27 protein-coding genes and 2 riboswitches are annotated in these 24,617 nt (G+C 48.1%); of the genes, 23 read left to right on the top strand and 4 right to left on the bottom strand.

Annotated elements, in window-relative coordinates:
• The first annotated feature begins 65 nt into the window (after positions 1-65).
• The 13 genes from HPT30_RS03845 (at position 66) to HPT30_RS03785 (ending at position 14,239) form a co-directional block, all read left to right on the top strand.
• On the top strand, positions 66-1,355 hold the full coding sequence (locus HPT30_RS03845; RefSeq protein WP_175370172.1) for a VPS10 domain-containing protein: 1,290 nt from the start codon (positions 66-68) through the stop codon (positions 1,353-1,355).
• A 593-nt stretch (positions 1,356-1,948) separates the two neighbouring features.
• Positions 1,949-2,350: a DUF2500 domain-containing protein gene (locus HPT30_RS03840; protein WP_175370187.1), complete on the top strand. Its 402-nt coding sequence runs from the start codon at positions 1,949-1,951 to the stop codon at positions 2,348-2,350.
• A 125-nt stretch (positions 2,351-2,475) separates the two neighbouring features.
• The gene (locus tag HPT30_RS03835; RefSeq protein ID WP_175370171.1) at positions 2,476-3,231 is read left to right on the top strand and encodes an SDR family NAD(P)-dependent oxidoreductase; all 756 of its coding nucleotides are present in this window, start codon (positions 2,476-2,478) and stop codon (positions 3,229-3,231) included.
• A 141-nt stretch (positions 3,232-3,372) separates the two neighbouring features.
• Entirely contained in the window at positions 3,373-3,795 is a 423-nt protein-coding gene (locus tag HPT30_RS03830) for a cell wall hydrolase (RefSeq protein WP_066361399.1), read from the top strand.
• Between the two features lie 47 nt (positions 3,796-3,842).
• Positions 3,843-4,319, top strand: coding sequence for a spore coat protein GerQ (gene gerQ, locus HPT30_RS03825; protein WP_175370170.1), 477 nt, complete (start codon positions 3,843-3,845; stop codon positions 4,317-4,319).
• A gap of 331 nt (positions 4,320-4,650) precedes the next feature.
• Positions 4,651-5,967 carry a hemolysin family protein gene (locus HPT30_RS03820; RefSeq protein ID WP_175370169.1) on the top strand — a complete coding sequence of 439 codons (1,317 nt, stop codon included), beginning with the start codon at positions 4,651-4,653 and terminating at the stop codon, positions 5,965-5,967.
• Between the two features lie 186 nt (positions 5,968-6,153).
• Positions 6,154-6,909 (top strand): DsbA family protein, encoded by a 756-nt coding sequence (locus HPT30_RS03815; protein WP_246316917.1) that lies wholly within the window; start codon positions 6,154-6,156, stop codon positions 6,907-6,909.
• Between the two features lies 1 nt (position 6,910).
• Positions 6,911-7,357, top strand: coding sequence for a disulfide oxidoreductase (locus HPT30_RS03810; protein WP_175370168.1), 447 nt, complete (start codon positions 6,911-6,913; stop codon positions 7,355-7,357).
• 215 nt (positions 7,358-7,572) lie between these two features.
• A riboswitch (cyclic di-AMP (ydaO/yuaA leader) is annotated at positions 7,573-7,731 on the top strand.
• A 125-nt stretch (positions 7,732-7,856) separates the two neighbouring features.
• Entirely contained in the window at positions 7,857-9,674 is a 1,818-nt protein-coding gene (gene kimA / locus HPT30_RS03805) for a potassium transporter KimA (RefSeq protein ID WP_175370167.1), read from the top strand.
• 464 nt (positions 9,675-10,138) lie between these two features.
• A complete protein-coding gene (locus HPT30_RS03800) occupies positions 10,139-11,155 on the top strand; it encodes an iron-hydroxamate ABC transporter substrate-binding protein (RefSeq protein WP_175370166.1) in 1,017 nt (338 codons plus the stop codon).
• Positions 11,156-11,276: 121 nt separating this feature from the next.
• Positions 11,277-12,344, top strand: coding sequence for a FecCD family ABC transporter permease (locus HPT30_RS03795; RefSeq protein ID WP_175370165.1), 1,068 nt, complete (start codon positions 11,277-11,279; stop codon positions 12,342-12,344).
• Positions 12,341-13,372 carry a FecCD family ABC transporter permease gene (locus tag HPT30_RS03790; protein WP_175370164.1) on the top strand — a complete coding sequence of 344 codons (1,032 nt, stop codon included), beginning with the start codon at positions 12,341-12,343 and terminating at the stop codon, positions 13,370-13,372. The genes HPT30_RS03795 and HPT30_RS03790 overlap by 4 nt, the downstream gene beginning before the upstream one ends.
• 60 nt (positions 13,373-13,432) lie before the next feature.
• Positions 13,433-14,239 carry an ABC transporter ATP-binding protein gene (locus tag HPT30_RS03785; protein WP_175370163.1) on the top strand — a complete coding sequence of 269 codons (807 nt, stop codon included), beginning with the start codon at positions 13,433-13,435 and terminating at the stop codon, positions 14,237-14,239.
• A 142-nt stretch (positions 14,240-14,381) separates the two neighbouring features.
• On the opposite strand, the gene HPT30_RS03780 is transcribed toward HPT30_RS03785, so the two are convergent.
• Entirely contained in the window at positions 14,382-14,900 is a 519-nt protein-coding gene (locus HPT30_RS03780; RefSeq protein ID WP_175370162.1) for an NAD(P)H-dependent oxidoreductase, read from the bottom strand.
• Between the two features lie 120 nt (positions 14,901-15,020).
• Between HPT30_RS03780 and murB the strand changes: the two genes are divergently transcribed.
• Positions 15,021-15,932: a UDP-N-acetylmuramate dehydrogenase gene (murB, locus tag HPT30_RS03775; RefSeq protein ID WP_175370161.1), complete on the top strand. Its 912-nt coding sequence runs from the start codon at positions 15,021-15,023 to the stop codon at positions 15,930-15,932.
• Positions 15,933-16,050: 118 nt separating this feature from the next.
• On the opposite strand, the gene ymzB is transcribed toward murB, so the two are convergent.
• A complete protein-coding gene (gene ymzB, locus HPT30_RS03770; protein WP_175370160.1) occupies positions 16,051-16,386 on the bottom strand; it encodes a protein YmzB in 336 nt (111 codons plus the stop codon).
• Between the two features lie 211 nt (positions 16,387-16,597).
• Positions 16,598-16,641: riboswitch (PreQ1 riboswitch) on the top strand.
• 163 nt (positions 16,642-16,804) lie between these two features.
• Here ymzB and queF point away from each other — a divergent pair.
• The 5 genes from queF to HPT30_RS03745 all read left to right on the top strand — a co-directional run bounded on the left by queF (position 16,805) and on the right by HPT30_RS03745 (position 19,917).
• Positions 16,805-17,305, top strand: coding sequence for a preQ(1) synthase (queF, locus tag HPT30_RS03765; RefSeq protein WP_175370159.1), 501 nt, complete (start codon positions 16,805-16,807; stop codon positions 17,303-17,305).
• Positions 17,306-17,335: 30 nt separating this feature from the next.
• Positions 17,336-18,001, top strand: coding sequence for a 7-cyano-7-deazaguanine synthase QueC (gene queC / locus HPT30_RS03760; RefSeq protein ID WP_175370158.1), 666 nt, complete (start codon positions 17,336-17,338; stop codon positions 17,999-18,001).
• Complete coding sequence (locus HPT30_RS03755; protein ID WP_175370157.1) at positions 17,995-18,477, top strand: 6-pyruvoyl trahydropterin synthase family protein; 483 nt, start codon at positions 17,995-17,997, stop codon at positions 18,475-18,477. Before queC ends, HPT30_RS03755 begins: the two co-directional genes overlap by 7 nt.
• Positions 18,470-19,192 carry a 7-carboxy-7-deazaguanine synthase QueE gene (gene queE / locus HPT30_RS03750; RefSeq protein WP_175370156.1) on the top strand — a complete coding sequence of 241 codons (723 nt, stop codon included), beginning with the start codon at positions 18,470-18,472 and terminating at the stop codon, positions 19,190-19,192. Before HPT30_RS03755 ends, queE begins: the two co-directional genes overlap by 8 nt.
• 410 nt (positions 19,193-19,602) lie before the next feature.
• A complete protein-coding gene (locus HPT30_RS03745) occupies positions 19,603-19,917 on the top strand; it encodes a hypothetical protein (protein ID WP_175370155.1) in 315 nt (104 codons plus the stop codon).
• A gap of 139 nt (positions 19,918-20,056) precedes the next feature.
• On the opposite strand, the gene HPT30_RS03740 is transcribed toward HPT30_RS03745, so the two are convergent.
• Complete coding sequence (locus HPT30_RS03740) at positions 20,057-20,269, bottom strand: hypothetical protein (protein WP_175370154.1); 213 nt, start codon at positions 20,267-20,269, stop codon at positions 20,057-20,059.
• A gap of 256 nt (positions 20,270-20,525) precedes the next feature.
• On the opposite strand from HPT30_RS03740, the gene HPT30_RS03735 reads away from it, so the two are divergent.
• From HPT30_RS03735 to HPT30_RS03720, 4 genes are read left to right on the top strand one after another with little or no spacing between them, the layout of a single operon-like run.
• Positions 20,526-21,044, top strand: coding sequence for a sigma-70 family RNA polymerase sigma factor (locus tag HPT30_RS03735; RefSeq protein WP_175370153.1), 519 nt, complete (start codon positions 20,526-20,528; stop codon positions 21,042-21,044).
• Between the two features lie 33 nt (positions 21,045-21,077).
• A complete protein-coding gene (locus HPT30_RS03730) occupies positions 21,078-22,193 on the top strand; it encodes a hypothetical protein (protein WP_175370152.1) in 1,116 nt (371 codons plus the stop codon).
• Positions 22,190-23,176, top strand: a complete 987-nt coding sequence (locus HPT30_RS03725; RefSeq protein WP_175370151.1) for an ABC transporter ATP-binding protein — start codon at positions 22,190-22,192, stop codon at positions 23,174-23,176. The genes HPT30_RS03730 and HPT30_RS03725 overlap by 4 nt, the downstream gene beginning before the upstream one ends.
• Positions 23,176-24,063: an ABC transporter permease subunit gene (locus tag HPT30_RS03720; RefSeq protein ID WP_175370150.1), complete on the top strand. Its 888-nt coding sequence runs from the start codon at positions 23,176-23,178 to the stop codon at positions 24,061-24,063. Before HPT30_RS03725 ends, HPT30_RS03720 begins: the two co-directional genes overlap by 1 nt.
• Before the next feature lie 105 nt (positions 24,064-24,168).
• On the opposite strand, the gene catR is transcribed toward HPT30_RS03720, so the two are convergent.
• On the bottom strand, positions 24,169-24,495 hold the full coding sequence (catR, locus tag HPT30_RS03715; protein WP_175370149.1) for a catDE operon transcriptional regulator CatR: 327 nt from the start codon (positions 24,493-24,495) through the stop codon (positions 24,169-24,171).
• Positions 24,496-24,617 lie beyond the last annotated feature (122 nt).

The raw sequence follows: 24,617 nt of genomic DNA, 5'->3' as shown, positions 1-24,617 counted from the left end.
TCCAGGAACGATAACTAATGTACGGAAAGATCATGTAGTTCTATTAACTGAGAGGAGAGAGCGCATTGCCGTCCAAAACTCAAGGTTCTAAGGTTCTGAGTGTTGTGCTTCTACTCCTGCTGTCCATGCTGATCCTGTCGGCCTGTATGTCGAAAACGGCGGCGCCTGCTCAGACACCGCAGCCTACGGAGCCCCCGGAAGAAGGGCAGACGATTACATTGATTACACCGGATGCGCGGAATATGGATGCGGAGAATAATCCTAAGTATCAGATTCAGACCCGTCTGACAGATTTTCAGCTACTCAGCGAATCCGAGGGACTGGCCTGGGGCGTAACCAAGAATGAGCTGCGTATGTATATAACGAAGGATAACGGTACGACTTGGGCTAATATTTCGCCCTCCGCCAATGTACAGTTTCCTTCTAACCCAGTCTATGGCAAAGAAATATTTTTTACCGATCCAAGCAATGGCTGGATCATCAGGAGCGCGTACGGCATGACGGAAACGATCGTGCTGCGGACCAAGGATGGAGGACAGTCCTGGAAAGTATCCTCGTTACCGGATGCGAATCCAATTTCGTCGATGTACTTTTATTCTCCAAACTACGGCTGGCTTTTGACCTCATGGGACACTACGGCCACCAAAGAAAGCAAAGCATTGTATTCCACGGTAGACGGCGGGGCGACCTGGAAGAATGTTATGCAGAATGAACAATACAACCCTAAGCTGCCGAATCCGGCGATTCCTATGGCGGGTGTAACAACGGGGATGATTTTTAGAGATAGCATGCATGGCTTCGTCACCCTGCAGACAGGAGCATTGCCTAAGATTTATACAACCAAGGATGGTGGGAAGACTTGGCAGCAAGGCGCACCGTTCCTGGTCAACGAGCGATTTGATGGCTGTGACCGGGTGATTACCGGCAGGCCGGAATTCTTCGGTGGAGGTAGAACGACAGGCTGGATGTCTGTTGGTTGCCAGAAGGATAAGGACAACAGCATTACTTACGACGGCTACTTCACTGCTAACGGCGGGGAAAGCTGGAAGTTCAGGGCTTTTGGTTTTAAGAGCAGGACGGGCGGGAACCGTCATCTCGCGCCTACCTTCCTGAATCTATCGACCGGTTGGATTCTGGATGGAAGCACACTATACCAGACGCAGGATCAGGGAGCGACCTGGACTGCGCTCAAGTCAAGCAGTGTACTAGAGTCCAAGCTGGAGGAGTATCCGGAGATCGTCAAGCTGCAATTCTTCTCTTCAGAGGTTGGCTGGCTCTTGATCGAGAAGAAAGAGGACAAGCGGTCCATTCTTCTGCAGACCACGAACGGCGGGGCAAGCTGGCGAGTGTTATAATATTATAAGAAGCGATAGACAGCAGGTTCCTAGCGAGCCTGCTGTTTTGTATTATTTTTTCTAAAAAACTTATTTAAAATTTTCCTCATAAATGTGAAAAAAATCACATGACAAACACGATACCTTGTGATATATTTAACACATAGAAAGAAAGTTATTTTTTTCACAAACTAACCATCCGATAGGAGCGATTACCATGACAACTTTTGAAACGGATTATATGACTAGAAACCTTCTGCAATTGTGCTACAACTGTGATGACGCCCACTTGTGTGAGACCGAAGAACAATGTAGAGCCTGCTGGGCAGAGAACGGAATGCTACCAATCGAAGAAGATGAAACCAAGCACTTTTTAGACTTAGTACATGCTTAAGATGGCAGTAAAATCGAATAACTGGAGACCACTTCATTTCTTGTAGGATAAGAGGAGGAAGTGGTCTTTTTGTGTTTTTATAGATGTGGCACATATTTCTTCTGCCGTGAAGCAACTCTTGATGCTGTATGAGCTGGAACAGGCATATACATGTACAGGAACGCCCGGAGTAGGCTGCCGGAGGAATCTCGCGGGGAATAAGGAGGAATATGTCATGGGAATGGGCCCAGATCCTTCATGGATGTTTGATTTTGCCGGAACAGTGATACCGATCTTTCTCGTGGTGATGGTTGGCATTGTCGCTATATCTGCAGGCAGAGGGCTACTGCAATGGAGCCGGAACAATAGCTCGCCCATGTTGACCACCTCTGCCCATATCGTGAGCAAACGAAGTGAAATCAGACACCAGCAGCTTCAGGACGAAGGCGGATCGAGCCGGACCAGTACGACGTACTACTATTTGACCTACGAGTTGGAGGATGGAACACGAATGGAGTTCAAGGTGAACGGCACCGAATACGGAATGAGTGTGGAAGGAGACCGGGGGCAGCTAAGCTATCAGGGCACCAGGTATCACGGATTCCAGCGCCAACCTTCTTTTACATCTGCCGGGCATTCTTGAAGATCTCTAGGTAGCCGTTGCAATACTCCTACGCTTCCTGTACAATCCCCTTGTTTCTGATTTACGGAGCAGGGGGATATTTATAATGTCGACAAATTTACATAGATGAAAGGAACGTGACAGGGATGAGCTTCAAGGACAAGACTATTATTGTAACAGGGGCGGGACGTGGGATCGGCAGGGCCATAGCGATGAGTTATGCCAGTGCAGGCGCGAACGTGGTCGTTGCTGAGCTGGAAGAGGAGAAGGGACGCCAGACGGTGAATGAAATTGTTAGACATGGGGGAAAGGCGCTCTTCGTCTTATGCGATGTGTCCCGTGAAGCCGATATTGTCGCTCTAATGCGTCGTACAGTCGAAGCCTTTGGTACCATTAATATTTTGATCAACAATGCCGGAATTGCCAATCCACATACAGCTTCTGTGTACGAGCTGTCAGTTGAGGATTGGGACAAGGTGATGAATACGAATGCCAGAAGCTGTTTTCTGGCAACCCGTGAGGCCGCGAAAATCATGAAGGGGAACCCGCAAGGAGGGGCCGTAATCAACCTCTCCTCCACACGTTCTCTGATGTCTGAAGCACATACAGAAGCGTATGCAGCTTCCAAAGGCGCGATCAGCGCGCTTACACATGCCATGGCGATCTCACTAGGCCCGGATGGTATTACAGTAAATTGTATTAGTCCAGGCTGGATTGAAACAGAGGAATACAACGAGCTGCGTGAAATCGACCATAAACAGCACCCATCGGGGCGGGTCGGCACTCCTCAGGATATTGCCCGTGCTTGTCTGTACCTTAGCGCAGAAGACAATAACTTCGTGACGGGTGCCCAGCTTGTGATTGATGGCGGGATGACCCGCAAAATGATCTACGAGCCTTAGTATGAACTCCTGAAAATTATTATTGGGAAGCTAAAATTACCTACGGACTGTCACCTCTTGGGCGGATGCACATACAATACAACGTGCAGTAAAGAGCGAAATTGCTGTTCTGCGAAGTAGCCATTACAAGGAGGGACGCGTGTGGCCGTCATTAAAGCGAACTCGGCAGATGTGAGAGTACTGGCGCGGCTAATGAGAGCGGAAGCCGAAGAGGATGGAGATCTTGGGATGCTGATGGTAGGCAATGTCGGCGTCAACCGCATTTTGGGCAATTGCCTCGACTTCAAAAACATCCGCAATATCGATGATATGGTGTATCAAAGTCCGGGAGGTTTTGAAGCGCCGACTAAGAGCTACTTCTACCAGCGAGCGAGAGATGCCGATATCCGTCTGGCGAAGAGAGCCATCGGGGGCGAACGGACCTGGCCTGCCAGTAATGCTCTTTGGTTCTTCCGTCCGGCAGGCGATTGCCCTGACACCTGGTACAACCAGAGTAACACCGGCCGCTTTAAGGCCCATTGCTTCTTTTCTCCGACCAGCGGAGACTGTCCAGCGGTGTATTAAGCCCGGGGGCGCAAGCTCCCGATTAATTTTTAGGAGGTAATTTATCAATGATCGTTCAACAACCTTACCGTCCTGTTACTTACACGATCGGAAGTGTATCTTCAGGCACTATGGGTACGTCAAACAACATGGCCCCAATGGGAACAATGGGTACGATGGGTGGCACAATGCAAGCGGTACCTCCCCAAGTATCGAGCGGAAGTCCAATGACTCCCTCAGGAACAGTAGTTTCGGCTCCAGCAACTGTATTTGAACAATCTTACATCGAGAACATTTTACGGCTGAATTTGGGCAAGGTTGGCACATTCTACATGACCTATGAGAATAATAAGGACTGGAACGCCAAAATCTTTAAGGGTAAATTGGAAGCAGCTGGACGCGACCACATCATCATCAGTGACCCGACAACGGGACAGCGCATCATGTTACTTATGATTAATTTCGATTATGCGACTTTCGACGAACCTCTTACTTATCAGTATCCTGGTGTTATCGGTAATCCCGGTACGCGTTACTATCGCTAAAACGGATTTTTAAGCCTCTCTCCGCGCTGCCGGAGAGAGGCTTTTATTATTGAAACGGCTGGAAACGGCCTGAACACGCATGAGAGCTCAAATTCATCAGTAAAAGTCAAAGAATTGTGGTAAAACCTCATTATGCCGTCATACGCTGCGGTTTGACTGTGTAGATTATAAATATATAATAATGTATATATTTATATTCGTGACTATAGACAGGAGCTGAAAGCATTGGGGAATTGATGCAGAAGACTGACGATTTACATGCTGTCATTTTGAAAAAACGAAGGAGGTGGGCCTATCCGCCCCGTGTGAGAACGGTGGATAGGAGCATAATTTGAGCGACCCTTTACCCGGTATATTAAATGTAGGTTTAATGATTTTATTGGTGCTGCTGAACGGATTTTTTGTTTCCGTGGAGTATGCGATGGTGAAAGTGCGCAGCGGGCGCATTGATTCGCTTATCGAGGAGGGCAGCAAAAGAGCGCTGTCTGCAAAACCTATTGTTCACAACTTAGATGCTTATCTATCTGCCTGTCAGCTTGGAATTACCCTGGCATCATTGGCGCTGGGATGGCTGGGTGAACCGGCAATTGCGACGCTGGTTGGGCCGCTGCTGGTTAGTCTGGGCTTTGGCGCAACGACAGTTTATGTTATCTCTCTGATTATTGCCTTCATGCTAATTACAGTACTGCATATTGTGCTTGGCGAGCTTGCACCGAAGACGATTGCTGTCAACAAGGCTGAAGCTGTACTTCTGCTAACTGCAGGACCGATGAATGTATTTTACAAGCTGATGTATCCATTCATCTGGGTTGTCAACAATTTGGCGCGTGGCTTGCTACGACTTTTCCGGCTGACGCCTCCATCTGAGCTTGGAACGGCTCATACAGAAGAAGAGATTCGGATTCTGATGCAGGAGAGCAATAAAAGCGGTCTGATCGACAACACTGAAATGACACTGGTCGATAATATCTTTGAATTTGCCGATACGATGGCCAGAGAGATCATGATTCCGCGTACGGAAATGATTTGTCTGAATAACCATCTATCGGTGGAAGAGAACATTAATATTGCCTTTGAAGGCATGCGAACTCGTTATCCAGTCTGTGATGGCGACAAGGACCATATTCTTGGCTTCATTCACATTAAGGACTTGATCAGGGAACGTGTTCCCCAGTATCATGAATTGATCCGCCCGATCCTTACCGTACCGGAATCAATCCAGATCAGTGCTTTGCTCAAGGTCATGCAGCGGGCTAAGACTCAGATCGCGATCCTCATTGATGAATACGGCGGAACTTCGGGGATGGTTACTCTGGAAGATATCATGGAAGAGATCGTAGGGGAAATTCAGGATGAATTTGATGAAGAGCGCCCTGGCGTGGAGAAGCTGGGGGAGGATGAATACTCCATTGATGGCTTAATGCTGATCGAGGAGATCAACGACCTTCTGGGCCTGCATATGGAGACTGATGATTATGATACCCTGGGTGGGTGGCTCTATTCCAAACTGGAAGTGAATCCGCCGCAGATGGGCCAGTCCATTATATTTGACAATCATTTGTTTAGTGTTGAGGAAATGGACCATAAGCGGATCTCCCGAATCAAACTGCTTAAGGTAGAGATTCTCGCCGAAGAAGCAGGGGCTTAGGCATTCAATAGATTAGTAGCACAAGGGCATGGTGTCGTTTAGCGGCGCTATGCTTTTTTTGATCGTTATTTTTCCATGGCACATGCTTTCGAATCAATAGTATTGATTGCCAAGGTGAGTTCTTTAATTATATAATTTTAAAATATTATACTATGCCCGTCCGTAACGGACAGAAAGGAACGATCCTTGAGCAAACCTAAGAAGAAGAGTCCAGCGGCGTCTCAATTGAGCAAGCAGGAGAGATACCGCACCAAGCAAGATAAACAGAAACAGACGAACACAATGTTTATTATTGGTACGATTGTCTTTGTAGTCATTATTTTTGTAGCCCTATTTATGATGGCAGCGAAGGATACTTCCTCCACCACCACAGCGGCAGAGCCAACGAGCTTCAATTACAGTGAACTGCCAAGACTGGGTAAAGAGGATGCACCGGTCAAAATTGTTGAATTTGGAGACTTCAAATGTCCCGCTTGTGCCCAGTTCACGGGGTTGATCAAACCGCAAATCGTGAAAGAGCTGGTTGATTCAGGAAAAGCCTCTTTTTATTTTGTAAATATGGCCTTTATCGGTCCTGATTCCGAAACAGCTTCACTTGCTGCCTTGTCCATTTATCATCAGAATGCTGATGAGTTCTGGAAGTTCTTTGATGCCGTATATGCAAATCAAGGAAATGAAGATGACAAGTGGGCTACTGAGGATTATCTGGTTGGCTTAGCTGAGAAGGAAAAGCTGAACATTGATCTGGAGCTGCTGCGCAAGGATATCAAGGAACGTACGTATTATGACGAGTTGCAGCGTGACATCAAGACAGCTTCCGATGCAGGGGTTAACAATACGCCAACCATCTTCATTAATGGTGTGAAATCCGCAGAGCCGTTTAACTTTGATGCTATTTCGGCGGAAGTGAATACTGCAGCTAAAGCGGCGGAGGCCAAGTGAAATGAGTAAATTCTCCCTATTTTGCCGCCGCAACGCTCTTTATCTGGCCTGGTTTGTGTCAGTAGTGGCCGTGGCAGGCAGCCTTTATCTAAGTGAGGTTCTAAAGTATGAGCCCTGTAAGCTCTGCTGGTTCCAGCGCATCTTTATGTATCCCCAGCTATTTCTGCTAGGCATTGCCACGTACCGGGGAGACAAGCGTATTATTCCTTATGTGCTGCCACTGAGCATTATCGGGGGAAGCATTTCACTGTATCATTACGCAGAACAGAAAATTCCTGCGCTTAGCAAGATTATTCCCTGCACGGTGGGAGTTCCTTGCAACAAGGATTATTTGAATTATTTTGGTTTTATCACGATTCCGTTTATGGCGCTAATCGCCTTTGCCTTGATCACGGTTTTGCTCTGGTTCGGCCGTAAGCCACTGGATGAGGAAACAGAAGAAGCATAAGCAAGTACAACCAATAAATATTCCCTGCTGATTCGTCACAAATAACGTCCAAAATGTTATAAAAACACGGGCCGAAGGGATAATAGAAGAGAATGAAAGAGCGGACAGTTCCCGATATAAAATTTGCGGGTTTTGAATGTTTTTTCATTCTTTTTTCATTTTTTTCACCGCTTTACTGGATGCACTTTGTAGACTAATATTAGACCTTGTGAGAAGTTGAATATGCGCTGAATTTTCCTAGGAAAAACGGGGGAACCAATCTTGGCAAAGCGATGCCAAAGGGGTGAATCGGAAGCGGCTTATCCGGCCGGGACCGTAGGGCTACCACAGCCCGAATCCGCCAGCTAACCTCGTAAGCAAAGGTGGGATAATGACCATGCCAAAGGCATGCGGATCATTTCCGTATGCTTGTTTTTGTGCCTGCATTTATGAAATCCACCCGTGAAAACGGCGCGCGGTATGACCGATTCAACTCACAAAGAGAGGAACTGTTTCTACAATGGTAAGCAAAGTAAAACGACTTTTGATCGGGCGTCCGATGAAATCCAACGAACTCGATCATGAAAAGTTATCCAAGGTGAAAGCACTGGCTGTTCTGTCTTCAGATGCGCTCTCGTCTGTGGCCTACGGAACGGAACAAATCCTGATTGTACTGGTCGCTGCGGGGTTCACTGCGATCTGGTACTCACTGCCAATTGCACTTGCCGTATTGGGACTGCTGGCGATTCTGATTTTATCATACCGGCAGACGATCTTTGCTTATCCACAAGGCGGCGGTGCTTATATCGTAGCTAAGAACAATCTAGGCGTTCCAACCGGGCTTTTGGCTGGTGGCTCTTTGCTCGTGGATTACATTTTGACGGTTGCCGTAAGTGCGTCGGCAGGTACAGATGCGATCACATCGGCTTTTCCAAGCTTGCATGGTCATACCGTTCTTATTGCAGTTACTGTAATTATCATCCTAACAATACTTAATTTACGCGGCGTAACAGAATCCGCATCCTTCATTGCTGTTCCGGTATATCTGTTTGTTATTTCTATTTTCGTCTTAATTATTTCAGGGGTCATAAAATATGCTACGGGCGGTGCGCATGCCCATGTTCCCGAGATCGGGACTGCGGTATCCAATGTCAGCTTGTTCCTGCTCCTGAAGGCCTTTAGCTCCGGCTGTTCTGCTTTGACGGGGGTCGAGGCAGTATCCAATGCTATTCCGAATTTTAAAGCGCCTGCTGAGAAAAATGCGGCAAAAACCCTGATGGCTATGGGCCTCATTCTGGGGATTATGTTCACAGGCATAACCGTCCTGGCTTACTGGTATGGCATTGTGCCTGACGAGAAAGCGACCGTTGTATCCCAGATCACGGAATCCACTTTTGGCCGTGGCGTGCTGTATTTCTTCATTCAAGGGGTTACTGCTGTTATTCTGTTCCTGGCAGCCAATACGGCTTACTCAGCGTTCCCGCTGCTTGCCTGCATGTTCGCCAAAGACAAATACATGCCGCATGCGTTCATGGTTCGTGGAGACCGGCTCGGCTTCTCGAACGGGATCATTTTCCTCGGTGTGATGTCTGCACTACTGGTAGCCGCATTCCACGGGAATACAGAAGGTCTGATTCCACTGTATGCTGTCGGTGTGTTCATTCCGTTTACATTGTCGCAGCTCGGCATGATGGTTCGCTGGTACAAATTGAAGCCGACAGGCTGGAAAAGTAAATTTGCTGTCAATACAATTGGTATGCTGACGACATTAACGATTACGCTGATTTTTATCATCACCAAATTCTCCAGTGTGTGGATGGCCTTTATCTTCCTGCCAATCGTAATGTTCGTGTTCTACCGCATACATGGTCACTACATGAATACAGCGGATCAGCTTCGTATCGTTCTCGACAAAGATAAACCAGTTATTAAAGGTAGCACCGTAGTTGTGCCTGTAGCTGGCGTTACTCGTGCTGTACTGCATTCGCTTAGCTATGCCAAGTCGTTAACGGAAAATGTAGTTGCAGTGTATGTCGGTTTTGATGAAGAGGAGATTCACCGGATGGAGCAGAAGTGGGAAGAATGGAATCCGGGTGTGCGGCTGATCGTCCTGCGCTCCAGATACCGCAGCATTATCCGCCCGCTGCTTAAGTTCATCGATACGGTGGAGTGGAAGACCGCTTCGACAGATCACATTACGATCCTGATTCCGCAATTTATAACGAAACATTGGTGGCAGGCTCTATTGCACAACCAGACCAGCTTTTTAATTCGTTCCTATTTAATGAACCAGAAGGATGTCGTGGTTGCTACAGTGCCTTATCATTTGAACAAGTAACTGGGGAGTAGCTGTACATTGAAGAGAAGTCGCGATGCGGCTTCTTTTTTATTTTGTTTTGTTTTGTTTGTGTCAAACAGACACGAACCGTGCATAATTTTCAATATTTATGTTGACATAGATAATGAGAATCAATATCATTTAAAAGAGTTAAGATAAGAGGTAATGACTCTTTATAAGCCGAACAAAAGAAAGTAACAAAAGCGCGAAGGAACGAAGGGGGAAGTTTGGAACTGTAGGAGCGAAAGCGACCGCCTAAAAGCTCTCCGAAGGAAAGCTCGCATCGGAAGCTTAAGCTGATGTCCGGATTTCAACCGCTAGAAGCGGTTATTTAGATGAAATCTGGAAACAACAGCGGCCGGAAGTCCAAACATTCCACCGTAGTGACGACCGAGCCTTACGTTCGGATCTTAAGTTCGTCTTATATAGAATAGGAATGGAAGCAGATACAAGGGGGATCTTGAATGTTTGCATTAAAAAGAAATAAATCAGGCAGTACAAAGCTGGCGATGGCGGGTTTAGCGGCTCTCATGGTGATCTTGTCTGCTTGTGGCGATAACAATGCCGGGAACGCGGCTAATAGCACTGCTGGATCAACGACAGCTCCTTCTGCTGAAGCTACTGCAGCCCCGAGTCAAGGGGAGGCGAAAACCGTAACGGATGCTATGGGTCATCAGGTCAGCATTCCAGTTAACCCGCAGCGTGTGCTTGCTTCCTATCTTGAAGATCACCTGGTTACACTGGGGGTTAAACCTGTAGCGCAGTGGTCGGTTCCGAACGGAATACAGGAGTATCTGTCTCCAGAATTAAAAGAGGTTCCGACGATCAGCTATGATCTTCCGCTTGAAGCGGTGACGAGCTTTGCGCCGGATCTTATCATCGTGGATTCAGAATCCGCCGTTCAGAACGGCCTATATGATCAATATAACAAAATCGCACCTACGTATGTGCTTGGCGATGCCGTGAACAAAGACTGGCGCAAAGCCTTGACGACTATTGGTGATTTGCTCGGCAAGAGCGCAGAAGCCGCGCAAGCGATCAAAGATTATGATCAGAAAGCCGCAGAAGCTAAAGAGAAGCTTGCCAGTGTTGCCGGCGGACAGTCTGCTGCTGCTTTGTGGCTGGTGCAAAAGAATTTCTACCTAGTAGATGAGACACGTGCCAGTGGGGAAGTGTTGTATAAGGATCTGGGACTGGCTTCACCAAACCTGGTGACGGAAATTCCGGCAGATCAGAGGGCGACGTGGAATCCGATCTCTCTGGAGAAGCTCTCTGAACTGAAAGCTGATCATATCTTCCTGGTGAACAGTGACAAATCGGACAGTTCAGAAATTTTGAATAGCGCGACCTGGAAAAGTATCCCTGCAGTCAAAGCAGGACATGTCTATGAGCTGAGTTCCAACAGCACCTGGTTGTATAGTGGAGCTACTGCAGATTCCAAAACCATTGACGATATATTGAAGTTTCTCGTTAAACAATAAGTTTTTCAATGATCTACTGCAATTTTTGTAGATCTCTTTATCGGGATATTGTACATACTTCATATATTTGCGATAATGAGAATGATTCTTGTTATTACTCATTAAGGAGACAAGTTATTGAATGGTTTCATCCCAGGATTCAGATTCGATAAATAGCACCAAGTTAAGGACATCTGATCTTCCCATTACATCGCGGCCGACAGCGGCCATCCTCATTCTGATCATTGGGCTGGGAGGTATTCTGTTCGGACTCGCGCTCTCGATCTCAGTAGGCGCTGCGGATATTAAACTATCGACAGTATGGGAAGCAGTATTTCATTTTAACCCTGACATAAGGCAGCATCAGGTGATATGGGAGCTGCGCATCCCGCGTTCCCTCGCTGGGGCACTGGTTGGAGCCTGCTTTGCCGTAGCTGGAGCTATGATGCAGGGGATGACCCGTAACCCGTTAGCGGATTCAGGCCTGCTTGGTCTGAATGCCGGAGCGACAGCTGCGCTGGCCTTCGCGTTTGCTTTTACACCTTCGATGCCTTTCACTTTGATTATGCTGTTCTGTTTTATTGGTGCAGCTTTAGCAGCATTGCTAGTATTCGGGATTGGCTCCCTCTCCCGCAATGGATTAACACCCATTCGGCTTACACTTGCTGGAGCTGCCGTAAGTGCGCTCCTGCTCGCTGTCAGCCAGGGAGTAGCGATCCTGTTCCACCTGTCTCAGGATTTAACGTTCTGGCTGGCCGGCGGGGTCGCCGGAACGACCTGGGGTCAGCTTAAAATCATGGCACCGCCAATCCTCGTTGCTCTTATCGTGGCAATGATGATGTCTCGTTCCATTACACTGCTCAGCCTCGGCAGCGAGGTGGCAGCAGGACTTGGACAGAATACAAGGCTGGTGCAGGCCGGAGGCATGCTCACAGTTGTGGTGCTTGCCGGAACGGCGGTTTCGGCTGTAGGCCCAATTGCTTTTGTCGGTCTGCTGATTCCTCATATTACACGTTACCTGGTTGGCATTGATTACCGCTGGGTGATTCCTTGTTCAGCTGTACTCGGCAGTCTGCTGCTGATCTTTGCAGATATTGGAGCCAGACTCCTGAATGCACCTTATGAGACGCCGATCGGCGCTCTAATCTCGCTGCTCGGTGTACCGTTCTTTATTTACCTGGCGAGCAGACGGAAGGGGGCAGTGTCATGAGCAAGCCCATCCTCAGTTCTTATGAGAAGCAGAGACGAACAAGGAACATCACGGTTCTGTCATTGCTTGGTTTTCTTATCGCCACTGTGTTCGTCATCAGCATGAATACAGGCTTTATGCGCCTCTCACCGCTGGAGGTGCTGCAAACGATCGGCGGACAAGGAAATCATCAACAGAAGCTAATCCTGTTTGATTTCCGGTTGCCTCGTATCGTGATTTCGCTGCTCGTCGGGGCGGGCTTTGCAGTCTCCGGCTGTATACTGCAAAGCTTGTCGCGCAATGCATTAGCTGAACCTTCTACCTTAGGGATCACCGCAGGTGCTGGTTTTGCGGTCATCTTGTTTATTTCTTTCTTTCCAGCTACAACGGCGGCGCCGATCTACGTGCTTCCACTGCTAGCCTTGCTGGGCGCCGGTCTTACAGCCGCGCTAATCTATATCCTGGCTTTTCGCCGGGAAGGGCTGTCCCAGGCAAGGCTTGTGCTGATCGGGATCGCGGTTGCCGCTGGCATCAACGCCTACCAGATTGTGTTGGCGCTGAGACTTGATCCTAAGAATTATCAATTCGTGGCCACCTGGATGGCCGGAAAGATCTGGGGTGGCGATTGGCGCTTTGTACTGGCGCTGCTGCCGTGGATTGTCGTTCTTCTGCCGTTCGCGTTCTATAAAGCCCGGGTGCTGAATGTATTGAATCTGGGCGACCAGATGTCCACCGGGCTTGGCGCTCCGGTGGAGCGTGAACGCCTGCTGCTGCTCGCGGCCGCCGTTGCCCTTGCAGGCTCCTGTGTGGCGGTCAGCGGTGGTATCGGCTTCGTAGGTCTGATAGCACCACAACTGGCCCGCAGGCTGGTGGGACCGCGGCATCAGGTGCTGCTGCCGGCCGCTGCCCTTACAGGCGGACTCCTGTTACTGGCTGCCGATACCATCGGCCGCTGGATCATGCAGCCGGCGGAAGTGCCGGCAGGCGTCGTAGTGGCTGTAATCGGCGCACCCTATTTTTTATACTTGCTTGCCAAATCAAGAGCTTAATTTATTTTACAATTCCAATATTAACGGGTATACCCCGAAAAACTACAGGGAGTGAAGATCATGTCAGAACGTTTGAATACAGAACAGCTAAGCATCGGGTACTCGGAAGCTACTATAGTTAAGGGATTGAACCTCACGCTTCCAACAGGGAAAATAACGGCGCTTGTCGGGGCTAACGGCTCCGGAAAGTCCACGATTCTGAAGACGATGGCCCGGATCATGAAGCCAAAGAGCGGCAGTGTAATGTTGGATGGCAAATCCATTCATAACCTCTCCACCAAAGAAGTGGCCCGCCAGCTGGCGATTTTACCACAAAACCCAACAGCACCGGACGGACTCACTGTGGCGGAATTGGTCAGCTACGGTCGTTATCCGCATCAGAAAGGCTTCGGTACATTGACACCGGAAGACCGCCAAATTATCTCTAATGCGATCGCTGAGACGGGGATGTCGGACTTCCATGACCGCCCGATTGACCGTCTCTCCGGAGGACAACGTCAGCGTGCCTGGATTGCTATGGCATTGGCGCAAGAGACGGATATTCTGTTCCTGGATGAACCTACAACGTTCCTTGATATGGCACATCAACTGGAAGTGCTGCAATTGCTGCAAAAGCTGAATGAAGAGAAGGGCCGTACTATCATCATGGTAGTCCATGACTTGAACCATGCTTCCCGTTACGCTCAGCATATGGTGGCGATCAAGTCCGGCACAGTGATTAGTGAAGGTGCACCTGCCGACGTAATGACCACACCGGTCTTGCGTGAAGTATTCGGAATCGAGTGCGATATCGTGCCTGATCCGCGCACGGGCGTGCCGCTGTGTCTCCCATATGAACTTGCAGCTTACAAAGCTGTTGGACTGTAGCAAGCCATCAAGGGAAATTGGTTATATCGTCATAAAATTATCCATAATATCAATATATGTATAGAAGAACAGGCTCCCGTCATTGACAAGGGAGCCTGTTCGTTGTTAAAGTTGTGGTTGCCTGATCATCTACCCTATATTCTTAGGTAGTGATAAGCTTGGCATATTGTATTGCAGAAGCATGAATTTCTTCATCTGTGATGGTCATTGCGCCACTGAGAATGAAGTAAGGCTGCAGTTTTGTGCCAATGAGATTGGAAGTAGCTTCAATAGGTCTAAGCAGCTCTTCAAGACTGAATTTGTTATAGCCGGTTGGTGTATAAGCTTCCTTAGGACCGCCGGTGGACAAAGCAATCTGCAATTCCTTGCCATGCAGCTTGTTGCCGTTCTCGCCATAAGCCCAGCCGTAGGTAAGCACGGAATCGAACCATTTTTTCAAAAGTGGCGGTGTGCTGTACCAATAGAAGGGATATTGAAGCACGATGCGGTCATGCTGTTCTACCAGCTTCTGCTCACGCTCTACATCGATAACCTCTGAAGGGTATGTCTCATAAAGATTGTGCACGGTAACATCCGTGTTGGCCTTGAGGTATTCCTGCCAGTATTTATTGATCTTGGATTGTTCGAGGTTGGGGTGCGCGACGATAACTAAAGTTGACATAAGTTAACTTCCTTTCCATAATGAAAATTAATTTTTAATGTTTAACCTGTAATCATTATAGTTACATGTTTAATTCCCGTCAAGCGGGTTTATTTCTATTCCATCAAAGGGGTATGCAATATGAATATCAGCAAAGTTCAGGACGATCTGCAAGCTATTGTCACAGCAGGCGTCGTTAAAAGTCATGAGGAATTAAAGGACCGGGTATTTACCAAAATGGGGGGACGGGCAGATATACTGGCAGCTCCCGCTACTTATGAAGAAATTCAAAAAATTGTTACATATGCAAGTGAGCAGCGTATTCCGCTAACGGTACTTGGCAATGGCTCCAATGTCATTATCCGTGACGGAGGAGTACGCGGTATTGTGCTACAAACCTCAGACCTGACGGGCATGGGAGTGCGGGATGGACTGTTGTATGCAGAGTGTGGCGCTAAAATCATTGATGTATCGCGTTATGCGCTGGATCAGGAATTGGCGGGCCTGGAATTTGCTTGTGGTATCCCTGGTACAGTAGGGGGCGCTCTTTACATGAACGCAGGAGCCTATGGTGGTGAGGTCAAGGATGTACTCCACAGCGCCGTTGTCTTGAACAAGGCTGGCGAACTAATAACGCTTCAAGGTGACCAAATGCAATGGGGATACCGGAAGAGCATCTTCTCCAGCGGTGAATACGTTGTTCTGGAGGCACGGTTTGCCCTTAAGCCGGGGGAAGCTGCAGCCATCAAGTCCGTTATGGATGAATTGACATTCCTCCGGGAATCGAAACAGCCACTGGAATACCCGTCTTGCGGCAGTGTTTTCAAGCGTCCTCCAGGGCGGTTTGCCGGGCAGCTAATCCAGGAAAGCGGACTCCAGGGAACCCGCATCGGCGGTGCCGAGGTGTCCCGTAAACACGCTGGATTTATCGTAAATGCAGATCATGCCACGGCTAGCGACTATATCGGTCTGATTCAACATGTCAGAGAAACCGTGATGGATAAATTTGGCGTAGAGCTGGAAACCGAAGTGGAGATCATCGGTGAAGAGTAGTAGATATGGACTGGCAAGAGGCTGCGGGCTTTTATCCGCAGCCTCTTTAGTCATCCTATTGTCGTGGAACCTGTTCCTTGCTACCGATTAACCTAAGTTGATTGCGCAGCTTGAGGGATCATTCTTTAGACAAGGTGTAGTGGGCACGGTCTGTCTGCACCTCTGCGGCCTCTGCATCGGAATGATTCAGCCGCAGTCCGCTGACTGCAATTTCGTAGTTTGCCTGAGGCAAGCGCACCAATTCGCCATCTCTATTCAGGGTGCTTCCCGAGCCTCTAAGAATTAATGCACTGTCCAGATAATCATCAATGACATCATCCGCATCACGGTAATCGACGCCTTCCAGCTTGAAATGAATGGTGTCCGTATCCGAAAGCTCTTGCTTCTCAATTAGAATCGTCTTGTTCACCTGTGTATTCAGCCAATCCGAGAGCTGTTGTACCTGCTGTTCCATAACCTGATCCCATCCTTTAGAAGATGATCTATAGGCTATAAGTTACCCTGTTCGCCAAAAATGAATCCGTCATTTTTGTGGTGAAAAATAAATTTATCACATTTATGATTAATATTATTAATTATTATTTTTACACTTGTCATCCCGCATACCCCATGGTATAGTTCAAGACGCACGATATCAGTTAAAGAAGAAGTCTGCGTCATTGTGCGCAGGAGAGGTTCGCAAACTCCCTCTATAAAAAACTAAGACCCTTAAGGGACGTCAGATGCCATAGCGAATGATGTTCCGCGTATAAACGGGATAACTCTGTCCGTAGGTCAGAACTCGTTTATTCTTAGTAGAGCCAAGTTTTCGAAATCTCGTTCTTCTTTCCAATTCCGGCGCAGGCCGAAGGAAAAGAGAGGGATTTTTTGTCATGTCCGAAGGAAGATTGAAAGATGAAATGAAGGAAGTTACACTGCTGGGCAATCAGGGAACACAATACCATTTTGGTTATGCGCCAGAGGTGCTGGAATCGTTCGATAACAAGCATCCGGGACGTGATTATTTCGTCAAGTTCAATTGCCCGGAATTCACCAGTCTGTGCCCTGTTACGGGCCAGCCCGATTTTGCCACACTGTACATCTCGTACATCCCGGAGCAAAAGATGGTGGAATCCAAATCGCTGAAGCTGTATTTGTTCAGTTTCCGCAACCATGGAGATTTCCATGAGGATTGTGTCAATATCATTATGAACGATCTCATCAGTCTGATGGACCCGCGTTATATTGAAGTATGGGGGAAATTCACCCCGCGGGGCGGCATTTCGATTGACCCTTATTGCAATTGGGGACGTCCGGGAACGAAGTATGAGGCAATGGCAGAACACCGTCTCATGAATCATGATCTCTACCCGGAGAAAGTGGATAACCGCTAACCCTATTTTGTAAAAAAGGAGATTTCGAAGATGAATAAAAAAGCATTGGTCGTCTTCAGCGGCGGCCAGGACAGCACGACCTGTCTGATCTGGGCACTTCAACACTATGATGAGGTCCAAGTGGTCACGTTCAACTATAACCAGCGGCATGCCGCTGAGATTGAAGTAGCACAGCAGATTGCCGCTGATTTTAAAGTAAAGCAACATATCCTTGATCTGGGACTGCTGAATCAGCTGGCACCCAACGCATTGACACGGGAAGATATCGCCATTGAAGAAGGAGCAGAGAATGAGCTCCCAAGTACTTTTGTGGATGGGCGTAATCTGTTGTTCCTGTCGTTTGCGGCAATTCTTGCCAAGCAGCTTGGCTACCACCATATTGTAACAGGGGTCTGTCAGACTGATTTCAGCGGATATCCGGACTGCCGTGATGTGTTCGTGAAATCGCTGAATGTGACGCTAAATCTGTCGATGGACTACGAATTCGTGATTCATACCCCGCTGATGTGGCTGGATAAAAAGGAAACCTGGAAAATGGCAGACGATCTGGGCCACTTTGATTATATTCGTGAGCGCACGCTGACCTGTTACAACGGGATCATTGGGAGTGGCTGCGGGACTTGTCCCGCGTGCCTCTTGCGCAGCCGTGGGCTGACGCAGTACGAAGGGGAGCGAAAGAAGGGTGACTCATGCTGAACGAGGTTTCGGTATGCAAAATCTTCACCTTTGACGCTGCCCACCAGCTTATCGGTCATAAGGGGAAATGCAGCAATCTTCACGGCCATACCTACAAGTTGGAGGTTGTGCTGAAAGGTGTTCCTTCCGTGCAGGAGGGGCATTCTGACGAAGGCTTCGTCGTTGATTTTAGCGACATCAAGGCGAGGGTGCAGGAGGTACTGATTGATCGTCTGGATCATGCTTTTCTCGCTACAGGCAATGAACCTGTACTTGAGTCGCTGTACAGCTCTGGCTCTAAGGTTGCACAACTCTCATTCCGCACGACAGCCGAGAATTTGTCATCCTACGCGGCCTATGAGTTGAAGAAAGCCGGGCTGCCGTTGTACTCTGTGAAGCTCTGGGAAACACCAACGTCATGGGCGGAAGTATTGTCGGAAGATATTCCGATAGAAGGTCCGTCTTACCGCCTTTATGGGGGGTGTGACTGTGAGTAAGCTGCCGGTCATCGAGATCTTTGGCCCTACCATTCAGGGCGAGGGTGCAGTTATTGGGGTGAAAACGATGTTCGTACGCACTTACGGTTGTGATTACCGCTGTAGCTGGTGCGACTCGGCTTTTACCTGGGATGGGTCAGCTAAAGACAAGCTCCGCCTGCTGGAACCGGAAACGATTGTAGAAGAGCTGATGGCTCTGGCTGACGGCAATTTTGACAGTGTAACGATTTCTGGGGGCAACCCGGCGCTGATTGGTGAGGGGATGAAGCATTTCATCGATCTTCTTCATAGAAAAAGCATTCAGGTAGCTATCGAAACCCAGGGTAGCCGTTGGCAGGATTGGTTCTACGATGTGGATGTCTTAACCATCAGTCCGAAGCCGCCAAGCTCGGGGATGAAGACCGATTGGGACGTACTGGACCATATTCTGAGGAACATGAAGGAGCATGGACGCGCGACACATAATCTGAAGGTCGTGGTCTTTGGGGAGGAAGATTTGGAGTATGCCAAATCGGTTCATCGGCGGTATGAGGATGTACAGCTCTTCTTGCAGCCGGGTAACGACGATGTTAAGGAGGCTGGCGACATCTCGGGAAGGCTGCTAAGGCGCCTGGAATGGCTGTTCAACAAGGTGATCGCCGATCCTGCATTGAACCGGGTGCGGGTATTGCCACAATTACATGCCTTAATCTGGCATAATAAACAAGGAAAGTAATAGGTTCATTGATGTGAGGTCCGGTTTCTTCCGTGTGGAGGGGCCGGTCTTTTTTACATAAGACGAATAAAAGAAATTAAAACAAAAAGTGAGAAGGAACGAAAGGGGAAGTTTGGAACTGTAGGAGCGGTAGCGACCGCCTAAAAGCTTTCCGCAGGAAAGCTCGCGTCGGAAGCCTAAGCTGTCTTCGGATTTCAACCGCAAACAGCGGTACAATGGAAAGAAATCTGGAGACAACAGCGGCCGGAAGTCCAAACATTCCACCGGAGTGACGACCGAGCCTTAAGTTAGGATCTTAAGTTCGTCTTATGTAGAAAAGAAGATTTTACAATTTTTTATGGATAAGGCATTGCATTTTCCTTAATACCGAGTATAATACTTGGTATACAGAGAGTAAGGAGTCGGTACACATGTCAGTCGATGATTATCTGGATCTTTTAAATTACGCCAAAGCGATTAACGATGGACAGTGGCAGGCTGACATCATTGAGCGATTGAAGAACCTTCCCGCAGCTTCCGCTCAGAAGCAAAGAGAAGAAAGTGTCCGGGAATTGTGGGTACAATTTGACGATGTGAATGCAGTATTGGTGGAGTTGTTCAACAAGCTGCGTGAGAATGAACCTACAGAGGATCAGAATTCGCTGAAAGAGAAGATCTGGGAGCTAAAGCTGGAACGGATTAGACTAGCGAAGCGGATTCAGAGTAAATATATCGGTATTAGATAGCAGAGGAAGAGATACGAGAGCAATAGGTGAACATAAAAAAATGGCATGCAGTTGTCTGCTCTGCCAAGACTTGATGGTCTTCTTGTAAAGTGAATTTTGGGGATTCACTTGATTAAGAAAAATAAATCAGACAATGGAATTACTTAGACATTTGCATTCCTTCACGCATCATGGTCATGCACATTGTCATCATTTCATCGCAGTCTTGCATTTTCTTCATCATCATGTCCATATCCATGTCCATCATGTTCATTTCAGACATCTTCTCCATGCACATCTTCATGGTGTTCATCTTAGCCATCATGTCCTCCATACACATGCTCATCATCATTTCCATACACATTTTTTCCATTTTAATTCCGCCTCTCAATTTGGTTTACTTGCCTACTTAAAATTACTATATTTTACTAGATAATTCAATAGCAAATTGTGAAGATTTCTAGCTTATTCCAGCATAAAACTGGGAAAAGTAAAAGACAGCTCTTTAAAAGGGGCTGTCTTTTTGCATGTGTTAAGATAAAAATGATTTTTTTCTAATCCTTCTGATACAAAAAATAGCCGACAGCCGTCTTACTTATAGCTGCAGCGGATAAGGAGGTATAAACAAAATGAAAATTCCGGAATCAGAAATATTTCAAAATATATTTTATGAACATTATCCCATTGTAAGACGTAAATTGGTGGCGTTGATCAGAGACGAGGCGGCTGCGGACGATTTGGCACAGGATGTGTTCCTGAGGCTGTACCGCAATCCACCGGATGATCCTGCAGCCCTTGGTGCATGGCTCCACAGGGTGCTTACGCGGATCGGATATGACTACATGACCAAGAAGGCCAGGGAACGCCGATTGCAGGACAAGCAAGAATTGTTCTTAGGCAGTGAAGCCGCGCCCCCGACAGGTGAAGATGTGATGCTCCGAAAGCTGGACCAGGAGGATGTACGGGAATGGCTGGATGAATTGCCGGAACGTGACCGGCAGGTACTGCTCCTGAAATACTCGGGCTACAGTTATGCAGAAATCGCCGGTGAGCTAGGGGTGAAGGCACCCGTAGTTGGTACGTTGCTTAACCGGGCTACGACAAGATTGAGGAAGACGGCAACCAAATCCCAGCCACAAATCGATTAAAGAATTTTTTTAAAATTAAGGAGGGTGAAACCGATGACGAAACTTCCCCTGAACAACGATAGAGAGAAACAAGCAACGGATGAGGCATGGGCCAGATTGCAAGCCACCCTTGCCGGAGAGCCAATAAATCCCCGCTGGAATGAATGGGAACTGACTTCAGAGAAAGAAGAAGGGGGGCCTGTAATAAGCATGAATCCTGAAATAACGGCTGAAGAGATCGCGCAAGAGGAGAGAATCACGGAATCGGATAGCTCTACTCACAATAATGTGCCATTACGCCGCCGGAAAATGACCCGGCGCAGTAAATGGGCGGTGGCAGCAGCCGGTGTCGCTGCTCTTGCCGTAGTATTAGCTACCCCTGTCGGCAACACGGCCATGGCCTCGCTCCTGAACCAGTTCCGCATGGAAACCGTTACAGCTGTCAATGAGGATGACTTGCGTAATATGTTCTACAAGCTCACCGACAGAGAAAACATCCATGAAGCTGTCAATGATTTTGGATCATTCCAGAGCACGCCCGGCATGGTTTCGGGAGACATGACCCCGGCACAAATACAGGAGGCGTTAGGTTATTCTCCCTTGAGCGCTGCACTCCGGAATAACCATGCACAGCTGTTTGTTTCATCTTCGCAGGAGATTAAGCTTAGTCTAAATGTTGAAAAAACAAACGAAGTCATGAAACGATTAGGAGCGGTGAAGCTGCTGCCTGAATCGGTGGATGGTAAGCCGATTACGCTGCATATCCCTGAAATTGTAAACTATAACCTTGCAGAAAGTAAAAATGATTGGGCAAGCTTGCAGCAGATGAAGACACCGGTATTGACGGTAGATCCTTCTATTAAAGTAGAGGAAGCGCTGGAAGCCGTGATCAACTTCCCGCTACTCCCGGAAAGCTTAAAGAGCAGTCTGCAGCAAACAGGAATCTTGTCAGGTGAAATTCCGATGCCGGTATTTGTTAACGACAATAGCGAACAAGTTCAGGTATCTGGTGTAACGGTTATGCTGCAGACGATCGTTATGGGCAAAGATTATAAGAATTACAGTGCCGTTTGGGTGAAGGACGGACAGTTGTTCAACTTTAATGGAGGGAACACATTCAATAGTAAAGAGAAATTGATGGCTAAACTGCAGGAGTTGATCCAATCATGAGTGTTGCCGCGATCGAAACCCAGGGACTTAGCAAGACGTATGACAACGGCCGTGGCTGCCAAAATGTTACCATTACTGTAGGGAAAGGGGAAGCCTTCGGCTTCCTCGGCCCCAACGGGGCGGGCAAGAGCACCTTTGTCAAAATGCTCGTGGGGCTGATTTCACCGACTAGCGGTAGCGCCTCTCTAATGGGACAGAGAATCGGTACATTGGAAGCCAAGTCGCTGATCGGGTATTTGCCGGAATTGTACCGCTATCAGGAATGGCTGACTGGACAAGAAGTGGTCAAGCTGCATGCCCGGCTCAGCCGAGTGGAGTCCTCTTCCATAGAGCGGAGAGTTCGTGAGGTTCTGGAAGAAGTCGGGATTGGTATCCGAAGCCGGGACAAGGTCAAGCATTATTCCAAGGGGATGCAGCAGCGGCTGGGATTAGCGTGTGCGTTGGTGGCTGATCCCGCAATTGTCTTTCTGGACGAGCCTTCCTCGGCCATGGACCCGATTGGACGCAGTGAAGTGCGCAGCATCTTGAAGAGGCTCAAGGATCAAGGAAAGACTATATTTCTCAACTCCCACCTGCTGGAGGATGTTGAAATGCTGTGCGACCGGATGGCGCTGCTGAATAACGGCGTTATCCTGCGGCACGGCAGTGTATCCGAGGTGCTTCATAAGCGAATGAGCTGGCTTTTTAAAGTGGGCGGTTATTCGCCTTTTTTGCTGTCTTGGCTGGAAGAGAGAACCGGACTTGTCATCAAAGCGGCCATCGACGTGAAGAGAGACGCAAACACCTTTTCACCAGCACAAGCAGAAGACAGCAGTGTGGTATGGCTGGAAGCAGAGCTAGATAGTGAGGAGCAGGTGGGTTGGCTAAATTCGCTGATTATGGAGCAGGGGATGACCCTATATGAAGTTTCCCGTAAAAAAGAACGTCTGGAAGAATGGTTCGTGAACGCCCTGTCGGGGCTGAACCATCGGGGTGAGCGATAATGGGCATCATTATGGGGATGACATGGAAAGAAATGCTGCGTAAGCGAGTCATGGTATTAACGTTGCTAATGACCCTCATCTTTTTGTTGGCTTTTTGGTTTGTGGCATCCAGCTTAGGTAAACATGGGATTCCCGAGGGGAGATGGGGAATGGGCAATTCGGAATTGCTGATCGCCAAGTTTACCAATGGTACAATTATATTGACGCTAGGATTTTTCTTCGGCTCATTTGTGCTAGCATTTCTGGCCATTTTCAGTTCGTTTTCAGCTATAGCCGGAGAAGCGGAGCAAGGGGTTCTGCAAGCGTTGCTGCCCCGGCCGCTTCCGCGCTGGAAATGGTATTTGGGTCGCTGGCTGGGGTTTATTATGCTGGGTCTGGGTTATGCTCTCCTCTTGTATGTTGCCATTATGCTGATCACGAAATTTCATGCCGCTATACCAATGGACCCTACCGCGTGGATCCTGTCGTTTCTATTGTTTGCATCAGCAGTTCCCATGCTGGTGACGGTATCTATGTTGGGATCGGGCTGGTTCTCAGCTTTGGGGAACGGTGTATTTATGACCATGCTATACGGGGCGGGCTGGCTAGGGGGAATGATTGAAAAGCTGTCAATCTCGATTGGTCTGGAGCCTGAAATTATGAATTCGCTGAAAAATATGACCGGAGTCATTTCACTGCTCATGCCGGTAGACGGGATGCAGCGTAAGATGCTATCCGAGCTATTCAATTTGAAAGAACTGGGGGGTGTAGTTTCGCTGCAAACTGCTGCATTCGGCATCAACAGTTTTGCCAATGTTCCTTCAGGCACTTTCGTTATGTATGGAGCCGGATATACCATAGTGGCATTTCTGCTGGGCCTGTGGATATTTGGGCGTAAGGATCTGTGAGCGCACGCAATGCGCGCAGGAAATACCTCCAATAACAAAAACAGCCCTTTTTGGCTTCCGTAAAGACGGGAAGTCAGAAAGGGCGCTTTTGCTTGCCACGGGGAATCAAATCTTTACACCAAGCTCAATCCAGTCTGAAGACCAGTTGCTGATTTCCCCAAGGATCGGGGCTAGCGCATGACCTTTGTCCGTAAGCGAATACTCGATTCGTACCGGCATTTCCGGATAGACTTTGCGTTCGATAATTCCCTCATTCTCCATTTCCTTCAGACGGTCGGACAAGACCTTACCGCTGAGGTTCGAAAGACAGCTCTCAATTTCGCCAAATCGACGAGGGCCTGGGATGAGTACGAAAGCAATCAGGGCCACCCACCGTTTGCTCAATAGATCAACGGCTTTCTCGAAGCGCGGACACATGTCGAAATCATTCATTGGCATCACCTCTGCATTCATTATATCACAAACTTACATTAAGTAATTATAAATATTAAAATATATATTATAACTTGACGAAGTTATATTACAATGATAAACTAACTTACAAATAGTTACTT

Source organism: Paenibacillus agri (assembly GCF_013359945.1).
In the GTDB taxonomy this organism is placed as follows: Bacteria; Bacillota; Bacilli; order Paenibacillales; family Paenibacillaceae; genus Paenibacillus_AQ; species Paenibacillus_AQ agri.
Note: the sequence above shows the minus strand (reverse complement) of the source record. Positions and strands in the feature narration are given on the sequence as shown.

Excerpts from the sequence above, each read along its gene's own strand:
- HPT30_RS03840 (WP_175370187.1), top strand. The coding sequence starts at position 1,949 with ATGGGCCCAGATCCTTCATGGATGTTTGATTTTGCCGGAACAGTGATA.
- HPT30_RS03835 (WP_175370171.1), top strand. The coding sequence starts at position 2,476 with ATGAGCTTCAAGGACAAGACTATTATTGTAACAGGGGCGGGACGTGGG.
- gerQ (WP_175370170.1), top strand. The coding sequence starts at position 3,843 with ATGATCGTTCAACAACCTTACCGTCCTGTTACTTACACGATCGGAAGT.
- HPT30_RS03810 (WP_175370168.1), top strand. The coding sequence starts at position 6,911 with ATGAGTAAATTCTCCCTATTTTGCCGCCGCAACGCTCTTTATCTGGCC.
- kimA (WP_175370167.1), top strand. The coding sequence starts at position 7,857 with ATGGTAAGCAAAGTAAAACGACTTTTGATCGGGCGTCCGATGAAATCC.
- HPT30_RS03800 (WP_175370166.1), top strand. The coding sequence starts at position 10,139 with ATGTTTGCATTAAAAAGAAATAAATCAGGCAGTACAAAGCTGGCGATG.
- HPT30_RS03795 (WP_175370165.1), top strand. The coding sequence starts at position 11,277 with ATGGTTTCATCCCAGGATTCAGATTCGATAAATAGCACCAAGTTAAGG.
- HPT30_RS03790 (WP_175370164.1), top strand. The coding sequence starts at position 12,341 with ATGAGCAAGCCCATCCTCAGTTCTTATGAGAAGCAGAGACGAACAAGG.
- HPT30_RS03785 (WP_175370163.1), top strand. The coding sequence starts at position 13,433 with ATGTCAGAACGTTTGAATACAGAACAGCTAAGCATCGGGTACTCGGAA.
- HPT30_RS03780 (WP_175370162.1), bottom strand. The coding sequence starts at position 14,900 with ATGTCAACTTTAGTTATCGTCGCGCACCCCAACCTCGAACAATCCAAG.
- murB (WP_175370161.1), top strand. The coding sequence starts at position 15,021 with ATGAATATCAGCAAAGTTCAGGACGATCTGCAAGCTATTGTCACAGCA.
- ymzB (WP_175370160.1), bottom strand. The coding sequence starts at position 16,386 with ATGGAACAGCAGGTACAACAGCTCTCGGATTGGCTGAATACACAGGTG.
- queF (WP_175370159.1), top strand. The coding sequence starts at position 16,805 with ATGTCCGAAGGAAGATTGAAAGATGAAATGAAGGAAGTTACACTGCTG.
- queC (WP_175370158.1), top strand. The coding sequence starts at position 17,336 with ATGAATAAAAAAGCATTGGTCGTCTTCAGCGGCGGCCAGGACAGCACG.
- HPT30_RS03755 (WP_175370157.1), top strand. The coding sequence starts at position 17,995 with ATGCTGAACGAGGTTTCGGTATGCAAAATCTTCACCTTTGACGCTGCC.
- HPT30_RS03745 (WP_175370155.1), top strand. The coding sequence starts at position 19,603 with ATGTCAGTCGATGATTATCTGGATCTTTTAAATTACGCCAAAGCGATT.
- HPT30_RS03740 (WP_175370154.1), bottom strand. The coding sequence starts at position 20,269 with ATGGAAAAAATGTGTATGGAAATGATGATGAGCATGTGTATGGAGGAC.
- HPT30_RS03735 (WP_175370153.1), top strand. The coding sequence starts at position 20,526 with ATGAAAATTCCGGAATCAGAAATATTTCAAAATATATTTTATGAACAT.
- HPT30_RS03730 (WP_175370152.1), top strand. The coding sequence starts at position 21,078 with ATGACGAAACTTCCCCTGAACAACGATAGAGAGAAACAAGCAACGGAT.
- HPT30_RS03725 (WP_175370151.1), top strand. The coding sequence starts at position 22,190 with ATGAGTGTTGCCGCGATCGAAACCCAGGGACTTAGCAAGACGTATGAC.
- HPT30_RS03720 (WP_175370150.1), top strand. The coding sequence starts at position 23,176 with ATGGGCATCATTATGGGGATGACATGGAAAGAAATGCTGCGTAAGCGA.
- catR (WP_175370149.1), bottom strand. The coding sequence starts at position 24,495 with ATGAATGATTTCGACATGTGTCCGCGCTTCGAGAAAGCCGTTGATCTA.